Raw genomic sequence first — 22,694 nt, forward strand, 5'->3', positions numbered from 1 at the left:
AATATATCCTCTTACTATCATAAATGTTTTTAATTTGAGAATTTGGAAATGTCAAATAAAAAAGTGGAATGGAATTCATCATCATTTAATCAAGCAGTTAATTAATTAATCCAGTATACTACCCCAATAAATTAAACAATATTTTCAATTATTTAGTTCCCATCTAAGCCGCCCGTTTTTCCAATAAGTTATCGTAATAAAATTCCATAGGTTTTTTATAATTGATAGACTCATGAAATCTTCTATTATTATAAAAATCTATATAATCATCCACATCGTTTCTTAGTTCAATAATGTGATCATACCCTCCTATTTGGGACACTTAGGTGTTAAGAAAAGGAGACAAGATGAGATATACAAAAGAGTTTAAAGATGAAGCTGTTAAATTATGTTTACAACCAGATGCAAATAGACGAGAAATAGCAGATAATTTAGGGGTTAAATATAAAACCATTTGCAGTTGGATATCCAAAGCCATGTCAAACCCTCAGAAAGAAATAAAGATAGATTATAAAACGCAGTACTAGCAACTATCTTTTGAAAATACTGATTTGAAGAAAAAACTCAAACAGGCAGAAACAGAGCGTGAAATACTAAAAAAGGCAGCAGCGTACTTTGCAAAGCAAAATCTGTAAGGTACGCCTTTATTAAGGAGCATTATAAAGTTATGCCAGTAACAACACTATGTAAATCTTTGAATGTGAGCACATCTTCATATTACAGATGGATTCATAAACCTATAGGTAAAAGGCAATATAATGATGCTGAACTAGATGATGCTATTTTAATGAACATAAATCTAGATATGGAAGTGTTAGGATATACAAAGAGCTTAAAGATATGGGTTGGAAAGTTACTCAACCTAGAGTATCTAAACGTATGAAATTACTTGGTTTACATGCTAAAGCGGCTCGTAAGCATAAGAAAACTACAGATTCTAACCACAACAAACATGTTTATGATAATTTATTAGAACAAAACTTCACTGCTTTATCTGTAAATCATAGGTGGGTTACAGATATAACTTATGTACCTACACAAGAGGGGTGGCTGTATCTTTGTGTGATTATAGATTTATTCTCAAGATCAGTTATTGGTTGGGCAATGGATTCTAAGATGAAAGCGGATTTAGTTTGTAATGCTTTAAATATGGCATTCTTTAGAAGAAATTTTCCTAGTGGTGTGATTATACACTCTGATAAAGGGTCACAGTACTGTAGCAAACAATATCAAGACATTATTAAAGAACCTGGCTACTATCAAGTATGAGCTCTAAAGGATGCTGTTACGATAATGCTGCTTGTGAAAGTTTTTTTGGAACTTTAAAAGTAGAGTTAGTACATGATGAAAGCTATAAAACTAGAGAAGAAGCTAAACTATCAATATTTGAATATATAATGGAAAATGAAGTAGTAAACTGTCCCAAATTGACGGGGTAGATCAGATTGATTTAAATAAAATCTCTCACATTTAGCACTTCTCCAAAATCTTTCGATGCAAATGTTATCAGTTGCTCTACCTTTACCATCCATAGATATAGTAATTTTTTTATCCAATAATGTTTGGATATGAATGTTAGATGTGTACTGGCTACCTTGATCAGTGTTAAATATTTCTGGTACTCCATATTTATACAGAGCTTCATTTAAAACTTTCATAACTAAACTACTATCCATAGTGTTGGATATCTCCCAACTTAGTACAGCCTTAGAGTACCAATCAATAATAGCTGCCATATAAACTGTGCCAGCATCAGTCTTAATATATGTAATATCTGTAGACCAAACTTGATTAGGTCTCAATATGCTTAAACCTTTTAGTTTGTAACTATAAATAGCATGCTCTTTGTTAGGTTCAGATAAGTTTAAGTTTGGTTTTTTCACCGCCAATATAGCTTTGCTGCCTAACTCTTTACGATACTTTTGTACTGTGTTCTCACAGATGCTAAACCCATCTTCTATTAATTGCTTATGAGCTTTTATATAGCCGTAGCAGGGAATCTCCTCATGTATCTGTATAAGCTTTGCTTTTACTTCTTCTTTATGTTCGTTAACCACAGGCTTGTAATATAAACCAGCTCTAGAAACTTCTAATAAGAAACTTTGTTTTACAACAGATAATTTATGCTTAGGATCAATCATCGCTTTTCTATCAGATAATCCCAAGCTTACGAGCTTTCCCTCAAGAAATTCCTTCTCAATTGTTAGTTGTCCAACCTTCTTAGAATACTGATCTATCTTGGTTTGAAGCTTTGCATTGTCTTTTTTATATTGTGATACTGATTTGGATGGATCCATTGCCAACTCAGCATTTTCTAAAAAGGCTGTTTTTCAATTATTTATGTTTTTGGGCGTAATATTATATTTTACTGATAACTGTGTGATTGTTTGATCTTTCCCCAATACTTCCAAGACAACTTTAGTCTTAAATTCAACGGTATATATTTTTCTCTTATTACTCATTTACATTTATCCTAAATTGCTCATTTATAGTTTAGCTACTTTAGGAACTAAATTCTCAAAATTGTTGTTAAAATTTCATGGGGTATTATACAGAAAATATAATAGTAAGCCCTACAAAAGTAGGATATATAATTATGGGAACTGATAAAGTAGGCTTAGAAAAAAAATTTCAAGTCAAAAAACGAAATAAAAATAAGCCTGGTGTTGTCTTATGTTCATCAATAGAGCAATTGACTAGCTTAGCAGAGATGACTCCAGAAATTTTAAGTTTTTATCAAAAACATTGGCAAGATGATATTTTATTAGGTTGTATTTTACCCTGGAAAGAGGAAGCGAAAAAACTTATCCCTGAAGAAAGTAAAGATTTTATTATGGATAAACGTTCAACGAGCTGCTTCGTTATTAAATTTGGAAAACCTAGTGAACAAATTGCTTCACAGTTATGGGAGAAACATAGAAAATTATGTTTTGCTAGTTCAGCTAATCCTTCCGGAAAAGGAAATAAAGGAATGATTTCAGGTGTTGGTTATGATATTGAAGAAGGAGCTGATTTATTAATCTGTGCTGATGATTATGTTGCATCGATTCAACCAGGAAAGTCTGTAGATACACGTTATGAGCAAGGAGTAATGGTTTCAATGGTGGATAACGAAGGTAATTTAATTCCTCACCAAAATTGTCAAAGGAAAATCTCACCCTGTCCTATTGTCATTCGTAAAGGTTTAGATATAGATAAGATTATGATAAATTTATCAGATTATTTTCTATCATGGGATTATCGCCAAGGTACATATTATTAACAGAAATTCTCAGTGAGTAGAAGAATCCTTATAAATAAAGGACTGTAGCCTGATAGTTTTTTAAGCTCTGTTGTAATTATTTGAAAACTTATAGAAATAAAGATTCCTATTTTTCATTAAATACAATTGGGGCTGTAGACATCAAGTAGTTACAACATAGCCTCTTTTCTATCATCAAAGATTCTTAAAATTAGGATTAGGATAAATATACATCATAAAAATATTTTTTCACTTATGGCGGAGAGGAAGAGATTCGAACTCTCGATAGCCGTTAAGCTATACACGCTTTCCAGGCGTGCGCCTTCAACCACTCGGCCACCTCTCCAAAGAAATATAAAGTATACAGTAAAAGCTTATATTTTCAACTTTTTAAGCAATCATAATAATGCCAGATACAAACATCAAAACTATAAACAAAGATCTAAGTAGCTTAGGAGATATTACCCCTAAATAATTAACTGCCAAAAGGCTTCCAATCAAAGAAAGTAAACCAGAAGATATCAGTAAAGGGACATTCAAATACCCAAAAGTAGATGGAACATTTATATTAATTCCATAAGTAAGAACAAATGTAGCTATAAGTGCGTTAATAAATACACACACACTAGTAATAGCTACTGCTTTTTTTATGTCTGTTCCTATTTTTATAAAAAACATAGTAGCAAAGGTTGTTGAACTAGCCAAAACACTAATTACTCCACAAAAACTAAATATACCATATCTGGCACTTCTTGGTAATTTCACAATTTTATTATCATTATGAAGTATCATCCATATACCGCTACCAAACAATAGTATTGCAAAAATCATTTTTAATAAATCGGTATTTATATACTTTGCTATTATCGAACCTAAAATAGCTCCTATAGCTAAATATATTAGATAATATTTTAGTTTTCCTAAATGTATGTTACCTTTGCGATAATGCTTATATGTAGCTATCAAACTAAGAAATATAGACATTCCACAACATGTTGCAAGAGCTATCTGCATAGCAAAACTAGAGCCATAAGTATGCACTATAATATAATAAAACGCTGGTACTGCTACCAAGCCAGCGCCCCCCCCAAGTAACGTAGATATAAAACCTGCTACAAAACCAACTATAGCTCCTAATATTAATAGCATTGATTACTTTCTTTCCTCTAGTTTATTTATTTAAGATAATTATAAACTGTTGCTCGACTAACACTTAACACTCTTGCAACGTACTGACTTGCATTTTTACCATCTAATGCACCTTGATTTTTAAGCTCCAGAATTAGGTTTTTTTTCTGAGAACGAGTAAGATTATCCACACATAAGATTTTCTCTATGCAATATTTCTGCACAAATTTATTTATCTTTTCATATAATGTATCTTTAAACAAACTCTGTTTTTGCTCAGACATTTTATAGTCATTATTTTTTAAGAAGATATTTATTAAACCTTGATATTTATCAAAGACAGAAATATCCAAATTCATGCATAATGTTCCTATAACATCTCCTTCATCACTTTCAATTACAGTGATTATACTTTTGATTTTACGGCCATCATAATTAAGCTTTTCATATGGCCCTATTACCTTAGGAAGCTCATCATAAACATCTAAATCTATATCATCCATATATGATGAATCACCAACCTCTCTCTTAGATATAGGATTAAAAATAGCCTTTATTTGTTGCTTATTTAAATCATGAATCACAACCTCAGCAAAAGGATATAATAACTTACTAATAGCTTCAGCTATATTGAAATATTCTTTAAATTTAGAATCCATAAAACATGAATTTTATATATTTTTAGATATTATATTCTAAATTAGACTTTTTTGTCAATAAATATTTAAAAAGATTTCAATTTAGTATTTCGACGTATATTTACAAAATTAACGATTATAGGTCCAATAACATTTTGCCAAATTGCATAAAAAGTTGCTGCGATAGCAGCCTGATTACCAAAAAAGACTAAAGCAATAACGATCCCTAAGCCAACATCTAATATACTAAACTCAAAGAGTAGTGCTAGCCTACTTTCAAAATCCAAACCTAAAATCCTTCCTATTAGATAGCCAAAAATGTTAGCAACTGCACTAAGTATTATAACGCTTAGAATAATATTCTTTGGTACAAGCATGATAGTCTCTTTATTTAAAGCTACTACTATCATTACTATCAATATAATTAAAAGTATTGGAATATTAGAAATTATCTTTAAAGTTGAGTCACTTAGCTTAGTAAATTTACTAATCAAAATCCCTAAAACTATTGGTACAATAGCACCGTCAAGTTAACTAATTGTGGTGTAGAAAAGCACTTCCACTAAATTTTAGAAACAGTAAACCTCTTTAGCTGCTTCTTGCCATATATTCACCGCTTCATTAAATTTAGTTCTTTGCGTTTCTCTAGAATTTAAATATCTACCTACTGGCACTGCAAATAGATTTCTAACTTTACCCATGAGTGTTAATGTTCTTTGAATTCCACCAGGTGATTTAAATTTGATTAAACTCTTTTCCTTTCTACGTGTAGGTTGATGTGCATTCTCTACTCTATTATTTAGACCTTTGTGTCTTCTATGGTCTGCCTTAGTCATGTGTTTGATTGGCTTTGTATAACTCTGCAACTTATCAGTGACAATAACTCGTGGTGATGGGTAAGAACCTAATAGTCTAGTTAGAAAGCGTATAGCTGCTTTCTTATTCTTACGCTTCTGTAGAAATACATCCAACTCATTACCATTAGAGTCTACAGCTCTCCATAGTATAAACTTAACTCCATTCATTTTAATAATCATCTCATCTAGATGCCATTTGTCTGTCGGTTTAGGCTCTTTCTTTTTTATTACATCAGCAAAAGATTTACCAAATTTATTACTCCATATTCTTACTGTTTCATAACTTACTAGAATGCCTCTGTATCTGAGCATTTCTTCTATATCTCTATAACTGGTATTAAACCTATGATACATCCAAATAGCATAACCGATAATCTCTGCTGGATAACGATATCGTTTAGGTTTGTGTGTAAGCATGATTAAGAAAAATAATATGATTTTTTATAATTATACACTAGATGGATTTAGACGTAGTTAACTTGACGGTGCCTTCCAAAGATCAAAATTATTACTTAATCTAGCAGACTTAATTGAAGAAAATATTGATTTACTTGCAACTACTGAATCAAAAGATAATGGTAAACTTATTACAGAGATGAAAGCCCAGGTTAAATCACTGGTAAATAATTATAAATATTTTCAGGTTTAGCTAGTAATATTAAAGGAGAGGTTTTACCTTCAGATGGCAGCCAAAATTTAGTAATAACAAAAAAAGAGCCTATTGGTGTTATACTAGCTATAAGTCCTTGGAATTCACCTCTTTTAACTACTACTGTGAAAATAGACCTGCTTTAGCAGCTGGTAATACCATAGTTATAAAGCCTTCTGAAGAAGCTTCTGCTTCATGTTTAGAATTTGCAAATTTATTCAAATTAGCAGGATTTCCTGATGGTGTTATTAATTTTGTTACAGGTTTTGGTAATGAAATAGGAGAGAGCCTAGCATCAAATCCTAAAATTTCATTAGTAGCATTTACTGGAGGGCCTGTGGGGGGGCAAAAAGTATACACTAGTGCTAGTAGCCTGTAGTTTTAGAATTATGAGGAAAATCTCCAAATATAATTTTTGATGATGCAAATATTGATAATGCTGTTAATGGAGCTGTTTTTGGTATATTTGCAGCATCAGGGCAAACTTGTATAGCAGGTTCAAGATTATTTGTTCATGAAGAAGTTCACGACGAAGTAGTGGAAAAATAAAAAATATTGCATCAAGGATTAAACAAGGTAATCCTATGGATGAGACAACTGAAATGGGGCCTATGGCTAACAGGGCGCAATATAATAAAGTTTTAGAATATTTTGATGTTGTGAAAGAGGATGGAGCAACTTGTATTTTAGGTGGTAAAGCATCTGATAAAGGAGGATTATTTATTAATCCAACAATATACATTAATGTTAAAAATGATATGAGAATAGCTCAAGAAGAAGTATTTGGTCCTGTATTATCAGTCATTAAATTTAGTGATGAAGAGGAAGTAGTTAAATTAGCGAATGATATTACTTATGGTTTAGCATCAGGAATATGGACAACTAGTATGCAAAGAGCTATTAGGGTTAGTAACCAAATTCAAGCAGGTACTGTTTGGATAAATACTTATAGAGCCGTTTCTACTTTAGCTCCGTATGGGGGTTATAAAGATTCTGGTATTGGTCGTGAAAATGGTGAAGAGTCATTAAACGAATATTTACAAACTAAGACCATTTGGTTATCAACCGCTGAAGAAATTCCTAACTCTTTTATTATGAAAGTTTAATCTAAATATAGTTTTAATCTCTTAATGACTAATTTAGAAAAGTAATTAAGAAAAAATCTGTATATTCAGTTATCAGGTTTAAGTATAGATAATAAGATCATTTAAATTATAAATTCAGATTAAAAAGCATATTCTTAACAAAAGCTAAAAAACTATTTGTTGGTATTATTTTGAATCTGCAAGCTTATCGTTAATTTTATTAAGTATAATAGTTGCATCAGTTTTACTATCATCTTTAATATAAAGAGCTGATTGATTAGGATTATTTTTAGCAGATTGAACTACAATATTAATAGAGTCTCCTGTTGGAGAAACAGCTTTGATTTCAGATTTTTTCTGATCAACTGTTTGTTTTGTAGTAGTATATTTATTTTCTTTTAATACTTGTGTAGCAGCTGAAAAAACAGTTTCTCTGTTTTTTGTATATGCATTGTAAGCAGTAGGGTCTTCCATCCATTTATATGCTAAAGCACCTACTGCAACACTTGCTAAAACCAAACCTGTCACAGCAACAGCTCCAACCGTACACGACGTAATTGTCATAGAAGTTGCTAATAATGTCGCAATTGTTATTAGTTTCTTTTTCATCATAATTTCACCTCGTACTATTGTTTGTTATATGAATTAAAATAGTTTAGCAAATTCATTATAGCAATTTATTATGGCTTTCCAAACTTGTTTTTATGTTTTAAATAACTTTAAAGATAAAAAGATGTATCCTTATATGGGACTTTTGATGTCTGGGCATTGAATAAATTATAATAATCTCCATGTAAATAATTTTGAAATAGATCATTATATGTCCTTTCCTTTTGGTAATTTTGCCTATACAAATTCATTTAGAGAAGAGTTATATGATAGCTTTGAAACTTATGCTGATACCACATTTGAATTAATAGATGCTTTATCATCATCAAATGCTAAAACTGCTGTTGAGCTATCTTTATCCCCATTTTTTACTCGACAATATAGCAGCATATCTCAGATACTAAAGATAGAATCACAATCATCGATATTGGGTAAAGTGGGAACAAAATTGATTAATGAAATAAAATTAAACAATTCATCCAACATACATTTTTATGCTCTAGATGAAACATCAATCTTAAAGCCTAACTCAAAAAGCATGGATAGAAGAAGATTTGTTTATGGATTGACTAATGGTACGGGTAAAGTTGGCATAGGTCATTCATACTCTTATTTAGTATACTTAGGCAGGAGATGGGGCAATGGGTGGTACCTGTTAATTTGCAGCGAGTGACTGCTGCTGATTCTGGTATTAGTGTAGGCTTAGATCAATTCCATAAATACATATCTAATCAAGAGAATTCAGGAGATATTAATGTTCTGATTGGTGACTCAAAATACAGTTCAATGGAATGTATTCATAGAGTTTACTCAGAACATAATAATACATTATTGTTAAGCAGGCTTAACTCTGTTAGAAATTTATCTTTTCAAGATCATAGTGATAATAAGCTCAAAAAATATGGTGAGTCTTTTAAATTAAATGATGAATCAACATGGACTACAGCTCCATCTGATTCTGAACAATGTGAAATAGTTACCACACGAGGAAAAGTATATACTGTAAAATTGACTCGTTGGAATAATTTAATTATTCATGGAAAAAGGAACATGCCAATGCATGAGAATTGTTTTGATATTGTTAAAGTTCAAGTTTTTAAAGACAATGGAGATCCAGTATACTACAAAAATATGTGGTTGATGTTAGCTGGCAAAGATAGAGGAAAGCTGACTAGTTTTGAAATATTTTCTAGATATTCAAGTAGATTTAATATTGAGCATTTCTTTAGGTTTTCTAAGCAACATTTACTTTTAGGTAAATATGAAACTCCAGATACTCCAACACTAGATATTTGGAATCAAGTTAGTGTACTTGCCTACATAAATTCACTTGCATGTGCAAGTTTATTGAGCACCGTCAAGTTAACTAATTGTGGTGTAGAAAAGCACTTCCACTAAATTTTAGAAACAGTAAACCTCTTTAGCTGCTTCTTGCCATATATTCACCGCTTCATTAAATTTAGTTCTTTGCGTTTCTCTAGAATTTAAATATCTACCTACTGGCACTGCAAATAGATTTCTAACTTTACCCATGAGTGTTAATGTTCTTTGAATTCCACCAGGTGATTTAAATTTGATTAAACTCTTTTCCTTTCTACGTGTAGGTTGATGTGCATTCTCTACTCTATTATTTAGACCTTTGTGTCTTCTATGGTCTGCCTTAGTCATGTGTTTGATTGGCTTTGTATAACTCTGCAACTTATCAGTGACAATAACTCGTGGTGATGGGTAAGAACCTAATAGTCTAGTTAGAAAGCGTATAGCTGCTTTCTTATTCTTACGCTTCTGTAGAAATACATCCAACTCATTACCATTAGAGTCTACAGCTCTCCATAGTATAAACTTAACTCCATTCATTTTAATAATCATCTCATCTAGATGCCATTTGTCTGTCGGTTTAGGCTCTTTCTTTTTTATTACATCAGCAAAAGATTTACCAAATTTATTACTCCATATTCTTACTGTTTCATAACTTACTAGAATGCCTCTGTATCTGAGCATTTCTTCTATATCTCTATAACTGGTATTAAACCTATGATACATCCAAATAGCATAACCGATAATCTCTGCTGGATAACGATATCGTTTAGGTTTGTGTGTAAGCATGATTAAGAAAAATAATATGATTTTTTATAATTATACACTAGATGGATTTAGACGTAGTTAACTTGACGGTGCCGGTACAATAACTATTATTGCCATAGTTTCAAACATACCAAACCAATCTAGTTTGATACTTTTTGAGAAGAAAAAATAAATAATTAATGGCATAAATATTGGAGCTAATAAAGTAGTTAAGAAAGTTAAACTAACAACCAATGATATATTTGCTCTAGCTAATAAGGCCATTACCCCAGAAGCCGTGCCTCCAGGACAAGTTCCCACAATAACCAAACCTATTAATGCCATCAAATTTAAGCCTAAAAGCTTTCCTATTATAAAGGCTGCTACAGATGTCACAATCAATTTTAGAAACAGTATAATTAATAGCTTTCCTTTTAAACTAGCCACTTTCACAAAATCTTTTGCTTTTAAATGTATCCCTATAATCAACATAATTCCAGCCAATAAATAGGTGATATAAGGCTTTAATGGTATAAATACAGATGGTATAGAAATAGCCAATACAACACTTAGGATAACTATAACTGCAAAATATTTTTGTATAAAATTCATTTTCATATAAAACTATCTTCAAATTTAATTAATTTTTAAACTATTTTACATTATTAGTCAATTATAATAGGACTTTTGATGTGTAGTAATCTCTTCCACCTATCAGCGGAATCTCAAATACTATATAATTTTCTAAAATCTGCCTAATTTATATAGGAATTTAACAAATTAGGGCACCGTCAAGTTAACTACGTCTAAATCCATCTAGTGTATAATTATAAAAAATCATATTATTTTTCTTAATCATGCTTACACACAAACCTAAACGATATCGTTATCCAGCAGAGATTATCGGTTATGCTATTTGGATGTATCATAGGTTTAATACCAGTTATAGAGATATAGAAGAAATGCTCAGATACAGAGGCATTCTAGTAAGTTATGAAACAGTAAGAATATGGAGTAATAAATTTGGTAAATCTTTTGCTGATGTAATAAAAAAGAAAGAGCCTAAACCGACAGACAAATGGCATCTAGATGAGATGATTATTAAAATGAATGGAGTTAAGTTTATACTATGGAGAGCTGTAGACTCTAATGGTAATGAGTTGGATGTATTTCTACAGAAGCGTAAGAATAAGAAAGCAGCTATACGCTTTCTAACTAGACTATTAGGTTCTTACCCATCACCACGAGTTATTGTCACTGATAAGTTGCAGAGTTATACAAAGCCAATCAAACACATGACTAAGGCAGACCATAGAAGACACAAAGGTCTAAATAATAGAGTAGAGAATGCACATCAACCTACACGTAGAAAGGAAAAGAGTTTAATCAAATTTAAATCACCTGGTGGAATTCAAAGAACATTAACACTCATGGGTAAAGTTAGAAATCTATTTGCAGTGCCAGTAGGTAGATATTTAAATTCTAGAGAAACGCAAAGAACTAAATTTAATGAAGCGGTGAATATATGGCAAGAAGCAGCTAAAGAGGTTTACTGTTTCTAAAATTTAGTGGAAGTGCTTTTCTACACCACAATTAGTTAACTTGACGGTGCTCTTATTATTTATAAATAAATTATATTTTTTCATCTTTTTTCTCCGTCGGTATTATAGAACCATATAGAATAAATTCTCCTTATTTTTAATCCTCATTCTATACTCTTAGCTTTACAACTAAATTCTCTTATTTATCATCCCATAAAGCAAATGAATAATATTTACCATCTCTATTATAGAAAGGAATAGTAATTTAACTAGCTTATTTTGTTAATATGATCTATTTATTAAATCTCTAGATAATAAAAACATTGAGAAAATTAGCTTACAAATATAGTAGCCTAAAACATTAGATCTTCTTAAATAAATGATCATATATTAATCTGAGTTCGATATAAGATAACCTTAAAGTAGGTATCAAAACTAAAAGAATGAAAGCTAGATGTATACTACCCCAATAAATTAAACAATATTTTCAATTATTTAGTTCCCATCTAAGCCGCCCGTTTTTCCAATAAGTTATCGTAATAAAATTCCATAGGTTTTTTATAATTGATAGACTCATGAAATCTTCTATTATTATAAAAATCTATATAATCATCCACATCGTTTCTTAGTTCAACAATGCCAGGATATTGATTTAAATAAAATCTCTCACATTTAGCACTTCTCCAAAATCTTTCGATGCAAATGTTATCAGTTGCTCTACCTTTACCATCCATAGATATAGTAATTTTTTTATCCAATAATGTTTGGATATGAATGTTAGATGTGTACTGGCTACCTTGATCAGTGTTAAATATTTCTGGTACTCCATATTTATACAGAGCTTCATTTAAAACTTTCATAACTAAACTACTATCCATAGTGTTGGATATCTCCCAACTTAGTACAGCCTTAGAGTACCAATCAATAATAGCTGCCATATAAACTGTGCCAGCATCAGTCTTAATATATGTAATATCTGTAGACCAAACTTGATTAGGTCTCAATATGCTTAAACCTTTTAGTTTGTAACTATAAATAGTATGCTCTTTGTTAGGTTCAGATAAGTTTAAGTTTGGTTTTTTCACCGCCAATATAGCTTTGCTGCCTAACTCTTTACGATACTTTTGTACTGTGTTCTCACAGATGCTAAACCCATCTTCTATTAATTGCTTATGAGCTTTTATATAGCCGTAGCAGGGAATCTCCTCATGTATCTGTATAAGCTTTGCTTTTACTTCTTCTTTATGTTCGTTAACCACAGGCTTGTAATATAAACCAGCTCTAGAAACTTCTAATAAGAAACTTTGTTTTACAACAGATAATTTATGCTTAGGATCAATCATCGCTTTTCTATCAGATAATCCCAAGCTTACGAGCTTTCCCTCAAGAAATTCCTTCTCAATTGTTAGTTGTCCAACCTTCTTAGAATACTGATCTATCTTGGTTTGAAGCTTTGCATTGTCTTTTTTATATTGTGATACTGATTTGGATGGATCCATTGCCAACTCAGCATTTTCTAAAAAGGCTGTTTTTCAATTATTTATGTTTTTGGGCGTAATATTATATTTTACTGATAACTGTGTGATTGTTTGATCTTTCCCCAATACTTCCAAGACAACTTTAGTCTTAAATTCAACGGTATATATTTTTCTCTTATTACTCATTTACATTTATCCTAAATTGCTCATTTATAGTTTAGCTACTTTAGGAACTAAATTCTCAAAATTGTTGTTAAAATTTCATGGGGTATTATAATGGGATCAAAAATTCTTATTCAAACTAATCGAATAATTTTAATACACTTGCCCTGCTTAGCTTAACTTTTTCTCCAGTTATTGACAATAGTGCGTCACTCTTAACTTTGCCATCCACTCCTTTACCTTCGCGAGTATTACCAAAGTAACTTTCATCTACTTCAATCTCTCCAACAAACACTTCTTAATGCTTATTGTTTTCATAAATAAACAGTCTTAATATATAAAAATAATAGCTAGCTGTAGTCTTATTTATTCATACTAGTTCTGATACAGTTCGTGCTGTACTTCCCGCTATAAATAACTCTATTAATTTATCTTGCTTATATGCCTCAATCTACTTCTTCTCATGAAAGCTATCATAGCATAACTTAGTTATCCTAGGACAGTCTCAAAGCTTAGTATTCAAAAATGTTTAATAAGAGGAAATTAGTCAGCAATTAAATCATACTCAGTAGACTCTGTAATCCTAACATTAGCAAATTCACCTACCTTTAGACCTCTCTCTGCAGCATCACCAACTATAACTTGTCCGTCTACTTCTGGAGCATCATACCTTGTACGACCAATTGCATAGTTTTCTTCATGGTTTATCGAATCAATGATAATCTGCTGTTCCGTACTAACAAAACCTTCAAGCTTATCGGCACTTATTTGAGCTTGTAACCCCATAAACTGATCTAATCTTTGTTGCTTAACTTCTTCAGAAATCAAGTTATCAAACTTGTTAGCCCTTGCACCATCTACTTCTGAATACTTAAAGCAACCAACTCTATCAAGTTGTGCTTTATCAGCGAAGTTTAATAAGTGTTCAAAATCTGCTTCCGTCTCACCAGGGAAACCAACGATAAAAGTACTACGAATAGTTATATCTGGACAAATATCACGCCATTTATTGATTCTGTCAAGAGTTTTTTGTGTATGAGCCGGACGCTTCATTCTTTTTAGAACTTCAGGAGATGAATGTTGTAGTGGTACGTCTAAATAAGGAAGTATTTTTCCTTGAGCCATAAGTGGTACAATCTTATCAACATGAGGATACGGATATACATAGTGCATTCTCGTCCACATATCTAAATCACCAATGGCTGTCGCAAGATCTAAAATATTACTCTGATATTTTTTATCATTCCATACCCCAGGTTTGTATTTAATATCAACACCATAAGCAGAAGTATCTTGTGATATTACGAGTAATTCTTTTACACCTGCATTTTTAAGCTTCTCGGCTTCACGCATAATATTATCAATCGAGCGACTTTTTAATTTACCACGAATATCTGGAATAATACAAAAAGTACAGGTATTGTTACATCCTTCTGATATTTTCAGATATGAATAGTGTCTTGGTGTAATTTTGATTCCTTGCGGTGGTACCAAAGATACAAAATCATTAACAAATATAGGTGCATGTGTGTGTACTGCCTCGATTAAATTTTCATAATCTTGAGGTCCTGTTATACTCAAAACTTCTGGATGCTTTTCTTTAATTAAATCAGCCTTATTACCTAAGCACCCTGTTACTAAAACTTTACCATTCTCAGCTATTGCTTCACCAATAACTTCTAAAGATTCATCAATAGCAGAATTCAGAAAACCACACGTATTAACGATAACCATATCAGCATTATTATAACTATCAACTAGATCATAACCTTCTGCTTTTAATTTAGTAATTATACGCTCAGAGTCAACAAGATTTTTAGGACAACCTAAACTAACAAAACCAATTTTAGGAATTTTAATCATAAAAATTAAACTTAATAAAAAATTATGCGATTATTGTAGAGTAATTTGATTAAAAAAAATAGACAAAGAATAAAATTAGATTTAGTTAATAGATTTATCAGATGATTCACTTTGATCACATTTAACACCAAAATCAAGCTCTGTTCTTCTATCTAAATAGTATGCTTTTTCTTCAGCTTTATACTTGTCAGTATCGCTTATAGTGCCTGAGTCACTAGTATTAAACTCATCATAAAATTGAGTTGGGTCCGCAGCAGGTTTTAACTTACCATAACTAACAACACATATTTGATCTTTATTTACGTCTTTGTTTAATAGATAATTATAAACAGCCTCAGCACGTTTCTGACCTAAGTTAAAGTTGTACTTTTCACTTCCTCTCGGGTCAGTATTACCTGATAACTTAATAGGCTGATTTGGATGTGCTATCAAGTAATAAGCTGTCTTATCTAAACAGTCTTTAGCATCCCCAGTAACATCGTAGCTATTAAAACCAAAATATACAGATCTACAATTGATACCCATAAGCTCTTTTTTCATTTGATCAACTTCATCGGAACTTAAGCTATCAGATCCATAAATTTGTGAAGACATCTGTAAAGCTTGAGAACTATCAACTCCAGCATACTTATCTTTGATTAAATCACTATTATCTGGTCTAGTACTAGAACAACTAGCTAACATAAGTACAGAACCTACTATTGCAACTCCCAAAAGACTCTTTTTCATAGTTTACAACTCCTATTTATTTATATTAAGCAACATTATCAAAACTTGTGGTTTCAAAATTACCACCATTATCAGCAAATCCAGTATACCCGCTTCCAGCCTTTTGACCTGATTTAAGTGTACTAAAAAATATTAGGCCCTGATGTTTCATTGAGTGAGGAGCCACTAAGATTAGCATCTGCATTTGCTTGTAATGGGGGACCTTTATACCAAGCACATCCTGCCAATAATGTTACAATAGCAATAAAGGTATAAAATTTAGTAAAAACCCTCAGCAAAACCCCTTAATAGTTTTTTGGCGACCAGCTTGGCGACTGAATCAAAATGCCACCATTATTAGCCGCATCAACACTAAATTGATTATCTCCATCTAATGATACCATATCTAAAGAGCTATAACCTTTTGAATTTGTAGAAATATATGCAATCATATTACCATATGGTGAAACAGTTGGCGAGCTATCAGACTTACCTTTTGTCAAGGTAGTTATATCTCCATTAGTTAAATTAAAATCTGCTATTTGAATGCCACTTGAGCGCGATCTTTGATACATAAATACTATATCTTTACCATTAGGAGTATAATTTGGCTCATACCCTTGATATATTTTACTACTTAATCTTGAGGACTGAGGGTATTTAGAATTCACAGGAGCAACATAGATGTTTGGTCTACCATTACCTCTATCTGATGTAAACACTATACTTCTACCATTTGGTGAAAATTTTGGCGCTGTATTTATACCATTTATAGTTAATCTTTTAAGAGCTTTTGTAACTAAATTCATAATGTATATATTTGTCTGATCAGAATAACTTTTAGATAAAGCTAAAGCAATCTTTCTATCATCTGGAGAGAATAATGGTGAACTATTAATTCCTTTAAAGTTAGTTAAACGAGTTACTTTTCCCGTAGCTATTTGTAACTCATAAACGCCCATACTACCACCACTATAGCTTGAATAAACAATATCTCTACCATCTGCCGACCACGATGGTGTCGCAATAGGGTTATCAGTTTGTCTAAGCACCATGTGTTTATTAAAGCCATCATAATCAGATATAATCAGCTCATAAACCCTTCCATATCTAGCATATGGATTACTTACTTTAACATAAGCAAGCTTTGTTAAGAAAAAACCTTGTTCTCCTGTAAGCTTCTTATAAACATAATTTGAAATTTTATGTGCTAACGTTCTCATAAGAGAAATATTAATATTCTTATATGTAACTGACTGAATATAGCCTGTATCATTTCTTTTGAGGATTTGTACTTCTACAGTATAATTATTATAAGAATTTTTAATATATTTTGTTAGAACTACATAGTCACCTTTAATTTTTTTCCAAGGAACATTCTGCTTTTGCTTTATCTCATACTTTATAGTATCAGAACCTTGTAGCTTAGCATTATGATTCAAATCAGAAACTATTATAGAATCTATATTTTGAGGAAATTGATTTACAACATTATTGCTCATTACAGAGACTAAAGGTTTCTGTATAATACCTGTTGTTACTTCTGCGACTAAATCTGCATATATATTTGATACTAAAAAAATTAATATTGAAAAGCTCACGATGATTTTTTTCATTATTATTCCTTATTAAGTTTGTTTAAATATAAAACTTATATTTTCTGTTTGTATAGTTTTTCTTGCTGCATTATTTGAAATTTGAGGAGGAGTTGTATTCTTAATTGCATTAATCAATGACTGATCACACATGTAGCTACCAGAAGTTCCTGTCAACTTAATAAACCTACCATTTCTAATAATAGCTCTTGGTAAATTATAGATACCTCTGCATGGGTCTTTGATCCAATTATCACCTACTCTAGTTTGATATTCAGATATATAACTATAAATTGCTCTTTGAGCCTGACTCTGTTCGGCCTGTCTTTTAGCTGCGGCTATTGCTTGGGCCCTTGCTTTTGCTAACTTTTCTTGGCGTGCTTCTAGCTTACGTTGCTTTTCTTGTTCAGCTTTCTTCTTAATATCTTCTTTTTCTTTCCGTGCTACTTCTAATTTAGCTTGTTTTTGCTGCTCTAACTTACGTTGCTTTTCTTGCACTTTACGTTTTGCTTCTAAAGCTGCTTTCTTTTTCGCCTCAATTTGAGCTTTACGTTCTGCTTCAACTTTTTGTCTCATTAATTCTTTATGTCTTTGTAAAGCCTTTTGCCTAGCATCTTTAACATTTTGCTTAGCTTGACGCAATTCTTGTTGATGATTTTCATAGTTTGATATCTGTCTATTAAGCTCGTTACTACTTATTGATGTAGCTTGAATAACTTGCATTTGTTTTGGGGTGTTTGCAACTTCAGCATTCAAAGATGCTGAAGTTGAATCAAACTTTAATACACTTATATAAGACAATATGTAAAGAACCAAAACTATACCTACATGGATAAGTATTGCTTTTACCACAAAAGGATTTTGCTCAATTTGTTTCTTAAAAGATTGTAATAATTTTTGGTAATTAAGATTTGCCATCTTCTGTGACTAACCCCACTTTATCAACGCCCGCTCTTTGGATAAGAGCCATTGCTTTTACCACCTCACCATAACTAGCACTACTATCACCTCTAACATAAACTGGTTTACCAGGATTTTGCTGCGATAAAGTTACTACAGCATTGGCAAGATCTCTAGAGCTTAACGACACTTTTGGATTACTAACACCTTGATTAATAAAGTATTCTCCTTGCTTATTTACAGTAACAACTATTGGTTTACTATCATTAGATGGTATTTTTTCTGACCTAGATTTGGGCAGATCTACTTTTACACCTTGAGTTAAAATTGGTGTTGTAATCATAAAAATAACCAAAAGTACTAACATAACATCAATGTAAGGAACTACATTAATTTGTACCATTGGTCTTTTCTTTCTATAAATTTTTTTGTTTCTTTTTCTCATATCTAAAAGCCTTTGTTAGCTTTCTTGATTCTGGTGCTGCACTTGATCTCTATGCGCTTCTTTTAAAAGCAAGATACATAAATCATCTTGGAATGATTCATAACTTGATAATACATCATCTACCTGGTTTGATAATCTACTGTGTCCTATAACCGCTGGAATAGCTACAAATAAACCTAAAGCAGTCGCAATCAAAGCCTCTGCAATATGAGGTGCAACAACAGATATCGTAGCCTGCTCAACACCGCCAAGGGTATTAAACGATGACATAATCCCCCAAACGGTACCTACTAAACCAATATATGGTGCAACAGCACCTATCGTACCCAAAGCAGGAAGCTTTTTATCTAGTTCTTTAGCCTCTTGAGCAATTGCTATGCTCACAGTTCTTTCCATACCTTCAAGTATGGTATCACCTTTTAAAACTCCTGTTTCCTTAAGGTTATTAAACTCTCTTAATGCCGAACAAAATATTATTGATTTACCAAAAATATTTTCCTTATGCTGCAAATAATAATCATATAATTTTTGAATATGATGACCTGCCCAAAATAACTTATCAAACTGGGCTTGCTCATTACAATACTTTTTAACTCGACTATTTACTTCAAGCATTATAGCCCAAGAATAAACTGACATCGCAATTAAAGTTATCATTATAAGCTGAACAATAAAATTTGCATGCCATATCAACTGAATTAGAGAAAGAGAGTTATCTTGCATAATTAATCCTAAAAGTTTATGTTTTTTTATTTTTGCACATGCCTGTTCGCAACATTATACGTAAAGATTTTAAAATTATAAACAGTTTAATTTACTTAAATTATACATAAGTCTGTTATTATTATTAATAATATATAATTTATTCATTAATTATACATATATGAAAAAGATAACTTTTCTTGGACTTTGTACCATTACGACAATACTAACTTCATGTTCAACATCTCATGATCAATTTAAATATATATCTCCCCCACCAACGCAACAAGATTTAAATTCAAATAATCCAGACTTAAAACAATCAAAAAAAGTAACTAGTGAACAAAACTCAAAGAATAACCGTGATACTTCAATTAAAGAATAAAATTATTGGAACATTAAGAATCAGCATCAACTATTTTTTTGCCATCGACACTAGACTTAGCATTTAAGTCACTATTCTTCATTTTCTGCTTATACCTATAGTGAGAAATTGGACCAGATAAAGCGTAACCAATCATTAGCAAATATAATAACTTCTCTGGCATAGTAAATAACATTAAAATAATTAGCATAAAGCATATCACATAAATATTACTAATATGGCCATGGCCATCGCTATCTTTATAACTTCTAAACTTAATATCACTAACCATCATAAAGGCTAAATACAAAGCTGTAAAAGTTGTAATACTTACTGTCAAGAAAGTATAATTCCCTATAAATGTTCCTTGCCCCATCCAAATAAGGCCCGAAATTGTAACCGCTCCTGCAGGACAAGGCATCCCATAAAAATATAATTTACGTTCAATTATATCATCTTCACTAAGATCTTTGGGAGATGGCTGGGTATCAAACTTAGCCAATCTCAATGCTACTGCTAATAAATATAAAAAACAAATCGCAGCTCCTAAAGATCCTAAATTATGTAACGTCCAAAAATACATAACTAAAGCAGGAGTTGCTCCAAAAGAAACAACGTCTGCTAGGCTATCTAATGCTGCCCCAAACTCTGTTTGAGTATGTGTATATCTAGCAACTCTACCATCAAAGGCATCTGCAAAGCCAGATAATAACATATATACAGCACATGAAAAAAAATTTTCTTGAAATGCTGATACAATAGCTAAAAAAGCAAATAATAAACTAGCACTAGTAAATAAGCTAGGAAGTATATATTTAGATTTTTTCATATCTATATTTTCTAACAACCACATAACGTACCTTTTATTTTATTAAATCAGACCTTAGTTTTTTTGCTTCATGCAAATATACATGCCTAATATCTTCTTGTTTCTTTTCTGTATTATATGTCAACATAACTCTAATACAAAGTTCTAAAGCATTGTCACACATCATTTGATGACAATCTATAAGTGGTACATCAACTAGGCCCACTTCACGTGCAGCAACTGCTGGGAAAACAGAGCTTATATCAGAAGTCGCAGTAAACATAATATTTATAATATCTTTAGAATCTACAGAATTTCTCGTTAATATATAATATAGAAGCTCTTTTGTCGCTTCAACAACATTCTCTCTAGTGTCCTTTACTACTGTTGTTGCGCCTCTTATAGATCTTTGCATAAATTACTCCGCTTTTATTTTAGCAGCTTTTTGTTTTAAAAGCCTTGGTAATGGAAAATGAACTTCTTCTTTAATCCCATCAAATTCATCTACTGTAACATCACCACCACAAATCTTTGATATCTTAGAGATTATTTCCTGAACAAGATATTCAGGAGCTGATGCTCCAGCACTTACACCACAAACTTCCTTGTTTTCAAACCAATATCTTTTAATGTCCAAAGGGTTGTCAATCAAATAAGAATCTATGCCCTCTAATGTTGCCAACTCTTTAAGTCTGTTTGAATTAGAGCTATTTTTAGAACCCACTACTACTAGCATATCTATTTCTTTGAGCATTGCCTTTATAGCAGTTTGGCGGTTTTGTGTCGCATAACAAATATCTTCCTTTTTAGGTCCTTTTATATTAGGATAATTATCTTTTAAAGCTTGTATTATGCTCTGTGTCTCATCAACAGAGAGAGTTGTTTGTGTCGCATAGTAAAAATTATCAGGGTTATTAATTTCTAGTTTAAACACATCTGCTTCATTTTCAACCAAATATATAGCACCTTTTTTACTACGATATTGTCCCATGGTACCTTGAACTTCTGGGTGTCCTTTATGTCCTATAAGAACACATTCAGCATCATTATTACTAGCTAGCCTAACCCCTCGATGAACTTTTGTAACCAAAGGGCAAGTTGCATCATAAAGGACAAGATTTTTTTTAATGGCAGCTTCTTCAACTTTTAGAGAAACTCCATGAGCACTAAAAACACACACAGAATCATCAGGAACTTCATCAACTTCCTTGACAAAAATAACTCCATTTTTTTTAAGGGAATCTACCACTACCTTGTTATGAACCACTTCATGTCGCACATACACAGGATACTTCTCAACTTCTAAAACTTTCTCAACTGTTTCTACAGCCCTACTGACACCTGCACAAAAACCACGAGGATTAGCTAGCAATATTTTCATTTAACTTACCCTCTTCATCTGCAATATCTAATATTTTAGCTTCAAAAACTATTATTTGCCCTGATAATGGATGGTTAAAATCAACTGTAACATCATTTTTGCCAATCTCTGTAATCAGCCCTGGAAGCTTAGAGCCGTCTTTTTGACTAAACGATACAATTAACCCTTCTTCTAGATCCATATCTTTAGGAAACCTATATTTTGGTACAGAATAAATACTCGCTGGATGCTTCTCACCAAAAGCTTCCTCTGGCATTAATACAACTCTTTTACTTTCACCAATAACTATCCCTACAAGCTCACTTTCAACCTTATTAGTAAAACAGCCTTGACCCATTTGAAAGATAAAAGGCCTATTGTAATTTTCTGTATCCTCAGCAATAGAACCATCTTTAAGTCTAAATTTAAAATGCATTTTCACAAAACTATCTAACGCGACTTTCATACTATCTTTTATCACTTAATATTTTGCTTCC

At 31.6% G+C, this 22,694-nt stretch carries 28 protein-coding genes, 1 tRNA gene and 6 pseudogenes; 10 read left to right on the plus strand and 25 right to left on the minus strand.

Annotated elements, in window-relative coordinates:
* Positions 1 to 163 precede the first annotated feature (163 nt).
* Positions 164 to 322 (minus strand): IS3 family transposase, encoded by a 159-nt coding sequence (locus CDV26_RS12265; protein WP_157671593.1) that lies wholly within the window; start codon positions 320 to 322, stop codon positions 164 to 166.
* A gap of 4 nt (positions 323 to 326) precedes the next feature.
* Here CDV26_RS12265 and CDV26_RS09915 point away from each other — a divergent pair, with 4 nt between their 5' ends.
* From CDV26_RS09915 to CDV26_RS09925, 4 genes are all read left to right on the plus strand, one after another.
* On the plus strand, positions 327 to 527 hold the full coding sequence (locus CDV26_RS09915; RefSeq protein WP_157671595.1) for a transposase: 201 nt from the start codon (positions 327 to 329) through the stop codon (positions 525 to 527).
* 140 nt (positions 528 to 667) lie between these two features.
* Positions 668 to 883 carry a hypothetical protein gene (locus CDV26_RS12270; RefSeq protein WP_088771820.1) on the plus strand — a complete coding sequence of 72 codons (216 nt, stop codon included), beginning with the start codon at positions 668 to 670 and terminating at the stop codon, positions 881 to 883.
* Positions 841 to 1,269, plus strand: coding sequence for an IS3 family transposase (locus tag CDV26_RS09920; protein WP_088773496.1), 429 nt, complete (start codon positions 841 to 843; stop codon positions 1,267 to 1,269). Before CDV26_RS12270 ends, CDV26_RS09920 begins: the two co-directional genes overlap by 43 nt.
* Positions 1,266 to 1,439 (plus strand): IS3 family transposase, encoded by a 174-nt coding sequence (locus tag CDV26_RS09925; RefSeq protein WP_088773141.1) that lies wholly within the window; start codon positions 1,266 to 1,268, stop codon positions 1,437 to 1,439. Before CDV26_RS09920 ends, CDV26_RS09925 begins: the two co-directional genes overlap by 4 nt.
* Here the strand turns inward: CDV26_RS09925 and CDV26_RS09930 are convergent.
* Both CDV26_RS09930 and CDV26_RS13680 read right to left on the minus strand, forming a co-directional pair.
* Positions 1,380 to 2,297 carry an IS3 family transposase gene (locus CDV26_RS09930; protein WP_088773142.1) on the minus strand — a complete coding sequence of 306 codons (918 nt, stop codon included), beginning with the start codon at positions 2,295 to 2,297 and terminating at the stop codon, positions 1,380 to 1,382. The genes CDV26_RS09925 and CDV26_RS09930 overlap by 60 nt on opposite strands.
* 33 nt (positions 2,298 to 2,330) lie before the next feature.
* Complete coding sequence (locus CDV26_RS13680; protein ID WP_169709695.1) at positions 2,331 to 2,462, minus strand: transposase; 132 nt, start codon at positions 2,460 to 2,462, stop codon at positions 2,331 to 2,333.
* Positions 2,463 to 2,596: 134 nt separating this feature from the next.
* Here CDV26_RS13680 and CDV26_RS09935 point away from each other — a divergent pair, with 134 nt between their 5' ends.
* Positions 2,597 to 3,262 (plus strand): L-threonylcarbamoyladenylate synthase, encoded by a 666-nt coding sequence (locus CDV26_RS09935; protein WP_245806440.1) that lies wholly within the window; start codon positions 2,597 to 2,599, stop codon positions 3,260 to 3,262.
* Between the two features lie 235 nt (positions 3,263 to 3,497).
* Here CDV26_RS09935 and CDV26_RS09940 read toward each other — a convergent pair.
* The 5 genes and pseudogenes from CDV26_RS09940 to CDV26_RS09960 all read right to left on the minus strand — a co-directional run bounded on the left by CDV26_RS09940 (position 3,498) and on the right by CDV26_RS09960 (position 6,281).
* Positions 3,498 to 3,587: transfer RNA gene (locus CDV26_RS09940), tRNA-Ser, on the minus strand.
* A gap of 44 nt (positions 3,588 to 3,631) precedes the next feature.
* On the minus strand, positions 3,632 to 4,390 hold the full coding sequence (locus CDV26_RS09945) for a sulfite exporter TauE/SafE family protein (RefSeq protein WP_088773144.1): 759 nt from the start codon (positions 4,388 to 4,390) through the stop codon (positions 3,632 to 3,634).
* A 26-nt stretch (positions 4,391 to 4,416) separates the two neighbouring features.
* Positions 4,417 to 5,028, minus strand: coding sequence for a helix-turn-helix transcriptional regulator (locus tag CDV26_RS09950; RefSeq protein ID WP_088773145.1), 612 nt, complete (start codon positions 5,026 to 5,028; stop codon positions 4,417 to 4,419).
* Between the two features lie 65 nt (positions 5,029 to 5,093).
* Positions 5,094 to 5,525: pseudogene (locus tag CDV26_RS09955) on the minus strand (bile acid:sodium symporter family protein); the annotation flags it as partial.
* Positions 5,526 to 5,576: 51 nt separating this feature from the next.
* Entirely contained in the window at positions 5,577 to 6,281 is a 705-nt protein-coding gene (locus tag CDV26_RS09960) for an IS6 family transposase (RefSeq protein WP_157671597.1), read from the minus strand.
* Positions 6,282 to 6,405: 124 nt separating this feature from the next.
* Between CDV26_RS09960 and CDV26_RS14080 the strand changes: the two are divergent.
* Together CDV26_RS14080 and CDV26_RS13690 are read left to right on the plus strand one after the other, a co-directional pair.
* Positions 6,406 to 6,892, plus strand: a pseudogene (locus CDV26_RS14080) (aldehyde dehydrogenase family protein).
* A 50-nt stretch (positions 6,893 to 6,942) separates the two neighbouring features.
* A pseudogene (locus tag CDV26_RS13690) lies at positions 6,943 to 7,619 on the plus strand (aldehyde dehydrogenase family protein).
* A gap of 165 nt (positions 7,620 to 7,784) precedes the next feature.
* Here CDV26_RS13690 and CDV26_RS09980 read toward each other — a convergent pair.
* Positions 7,785 to 8,207, minus strand: a complete 423-nt coding sequence (locus CDV26_RS09980; protein WP_157671599.1) for a DUF3568 family protein — start codon at positions 8,205 to 8,207, stop codon at positions 7,785 to 7,787.
* 211 nt (positions 8,208 to 8,418) lie between these two features.
* Between CDV26_RS09980 and CDV26_RS09985 the strand changes: the two genes are divergently transcribed.
* On the plus strand, positions 8,419 to 8,880 hold the full coding sequence (locus tag CDV26_RS09985) for a hypothetical protein (RefSeq protein ID WP_088771607.1): 462 nt from the start codon (positions 8,419 to 8,421) through the stop codon (positions 8,878 to 8,880).
* Positions 8,841 to 9,605: a hypothetical protein gene (locus tag CDV26_RS09990; RefSeq protein ID WP_157671601.1), complete on the plus strand. Its 765-nt coding sequence runs from the start codon at positions 8,841 to 8,843 to the stop codon at positions 9,603 to 9,605. The genes CDV26_RS09985 and CDV26_RS09990 overlap by 40 nt, the downstream gene beginning before the upstream one ends.
* 3 nt (positions 9,606 to 9,608) lie before the next feature.
* On the opposite strand, the gene CDV26_RS09995 is transcribed toward CDV26_RS09990, so the two are convergent.
* Positions 9,609 to 10,313 carry an IS6 family transposase gene (locus CDV26_RS09995; RefSeq protein WP_157671597.1) on the minus strand — a complete coding sequence of 235 codons (705 nt, stop codon included), beginning with the start codon at positions 10,311 to 10,313 and terminating at the stop codon, positions 9,609 to 9,611.
* A gap of 72 nt (positions 10,314 to 10,385) precedes the next feature.
* Positions 10,386 to 10,883, minus strand: a pseudogene (locus CDV26_RS10000) (bile acid:sodium symporter family protein); the annotation flags it as partial.
* Positions 10,884 to 11,128: 245 nt separating this feature from the next.
* Between CDV26_RS10000 and CDV26_RS10005 the strand changes: the two are divergent.
* The gene (locus CDV26_RS10005; protein ID WP_157671597.1) at positions 11,129 to 11,833 is read left to right on the plus strand and encodes an IS6 family transposase; all 705 of its coding nucleotides are present in this window, start codon (positions 11,129 to 11,131) and stop codon (positions 11,831 to 11,833) included.
* Between the two features lie 485 nt (positions 11,834 to 12,318).
* On the opposite strand, the gene CDV26_RS10010 is transcribed toward CDV26_RS10005, so the two are convergent.
* The 14 genes and pseudogenes from CDV26_RS10010 to CDV26_RS10070 form a co-directional block, all read right to left on the minus strand.
* A complete protein-coding gene (locus tag CDV26_RS10010) occupies positions 12,319 to 13,311 on the minus strand; it encodes an IS3 family transposase (protein ID WP_088773150.1) in 993 nt (330 codons plus the stop codon).
* A gap of 33 nt (positions 13,312 to 13,344) precedes the next feature.
* Positions 13,345 to 13,476 carry a transposase gene (locus tag CDV26_RS13695; protein ID WP_169709695.1) on the minus strand — a complete coding sequence of 44 codons (132 nt, stop codon included), beginning with the start codon at positions 13,474 to 13,476 and terminating at the stop codon, positions 13,345 to 13,347.
* A 160-nt stretch (positions 13,477 to 13,636) separates the two neighbouring features.
* A pseudogene (locus CDV26_RS12565) lies at positions 13,637 to 13,917 on the minus strand (IS1595 family transposase); the annotation flags it as partial.
* A gap of 78 nt (positions 13,918 to 13,995) precedes the next feature.
* Complete coding sequence (gene rimO, locus CDV26_RS10020; protein WP_088773151.1) at positions 13,996 to 15,315, minus strand: 30S ribosomal protein S12 methylthiotransferase RimO; 1,320 nt, start codon at positions 15,313 to 15,315, stop codon at positions 13,996 to 13,998.
* An 81-nt stretch (positions 15,316 to 15,396) separates the two neighbouring features.
* A complete protein-coding gene (locus CDV26_RS10025) occupies positions 15,397 to 16,044 on the minus strand; it encodes an OmpA family protein (protein WP_088773152.1) in 648 nt (215 codons plus the stop codon).
* Positions 16,045 to 16,069: 25 nt separating this feature from the next.
* A pseudogene (locus tag CDV26_RS13880) lies at positions 16,070 to 16,319 on the minus strand (hypothetical protein).
* Positions 16,320 to 16,328: 9 nt separating this feature from the next.
* On the minus strand, positions 16,329 to 17,639 hold the full coding sequence (locus CDV26_RS10035) for a PD40 domain-containing protein (RefSeq protein ID WP_088773153.1): 1,311 nt from the start codon (positions 17,637 to 17,639) through the stop codon (positions 16,329 to 16,331).
* A gap of 12 nt (positions 17,640 to 17,651) precedes the next feature.
* The gene (locus CDV26_RS10040) at positions 17,652 to 18,536 is read right to left on the minus strand and encodes a cell envelope integrity TolA family protein (protein ID WP_088773154.1); all 885 of its coding nucleotides are present in this window, start codon (positions 18,534 to 18,536) and stop codon (positions 17,652 to 17,654) included.
* Positions 18,523 to 18,963 (minus strand): protein TolR, encoded by a 441-nt coding sequence (gene tolR / locus CDV26_RS10045; protein ID WP_088773155.1) that lies wholly within the window; start codon positions 18,961 to 18,963, stop codon positions 18,523 to 18,525. Before tolR ends, CDV26_RS10040 begins: the two co-directional genes overlap by 14 nt.
* 15 nt (positions 18,964 to 18,978) lie before the next feature.
* Positions 18,979 to 19,686 (minus strand): protein TolQ, encoded by a 708-nt coding sequence (gene tolQ, locus CDV26_RS10050; RefSeq protein WP_088773156.1) that lies wholly within the window; start codon positions 19,684 to 19,686, stop codon positions 18,979 to 18,981.
* Between the two features lie 377 nt (positions 19,687 to 20,063).
* Positions 20,064 to 20,882, minus strand: a complete 819-nt coding sequence (locus CDV26_RS10055; protein WP_088773157.1) for a CDP-alcohol phosphatidyltransferase family protein — start codon at positions 20,880 to 20,882, stop codon at positions 20,064 to 20,066.
* A gap of 10 nt (positions 20,883 to 20,892) precedes the next feature.
* Positions 20,893 to 21,252, minus strand: coding sequence for a chorismate mutase (aroH, locus tag CDV26_RS10060; protein ID WP_088773158.1), 360 nt, complete (start codon positions 21,250 to 21,252; stop codon positions 20,893 to 20,895).
* 3 nt (positions 21,253 to 21,255) lie between these two features.
* The gene (gene ispH, locus CDV26_RS10065; RefSeq protein WP_088773159.1) at positions 21,256 to 22,218 is read right to left on the minus strand and encodes a 4-hydroxy-3-methylbut-2-enyl diphosphate reductase; all 963 of its coding nucleotides are present in this window, start codon (positions 22,216 to 22,218) and stop codon (positions 21,256 to 21,258) included.
* Positions 22,199 to 22,663, minus strand: coding sequence for an FKBP-type peptidyl-prolyl cis-trans isomerase (locus CDV26_RS10070; RefSeq protein ID WP_088773498.1), 465 nt, complete (start codon positions 22,661 to 22,663; stop codon positions 22,199 to 22,201). The genes ispH and CDV26_RS10070 overlap by 20 nt, the downstream gene beginning before the upstream one ends.
* Positions 22,664 to 22,694: the final 31 nt, after the last annotated feature.

This window comes from Francisella halioticida (assembly GCF_002211785.1).
Classification (GTDB): Bacteria; Pseudomonadota; Gammaproteobacteria; order Francisellales; family Francisellaceae; genus Francisella; species Francisella halioticida.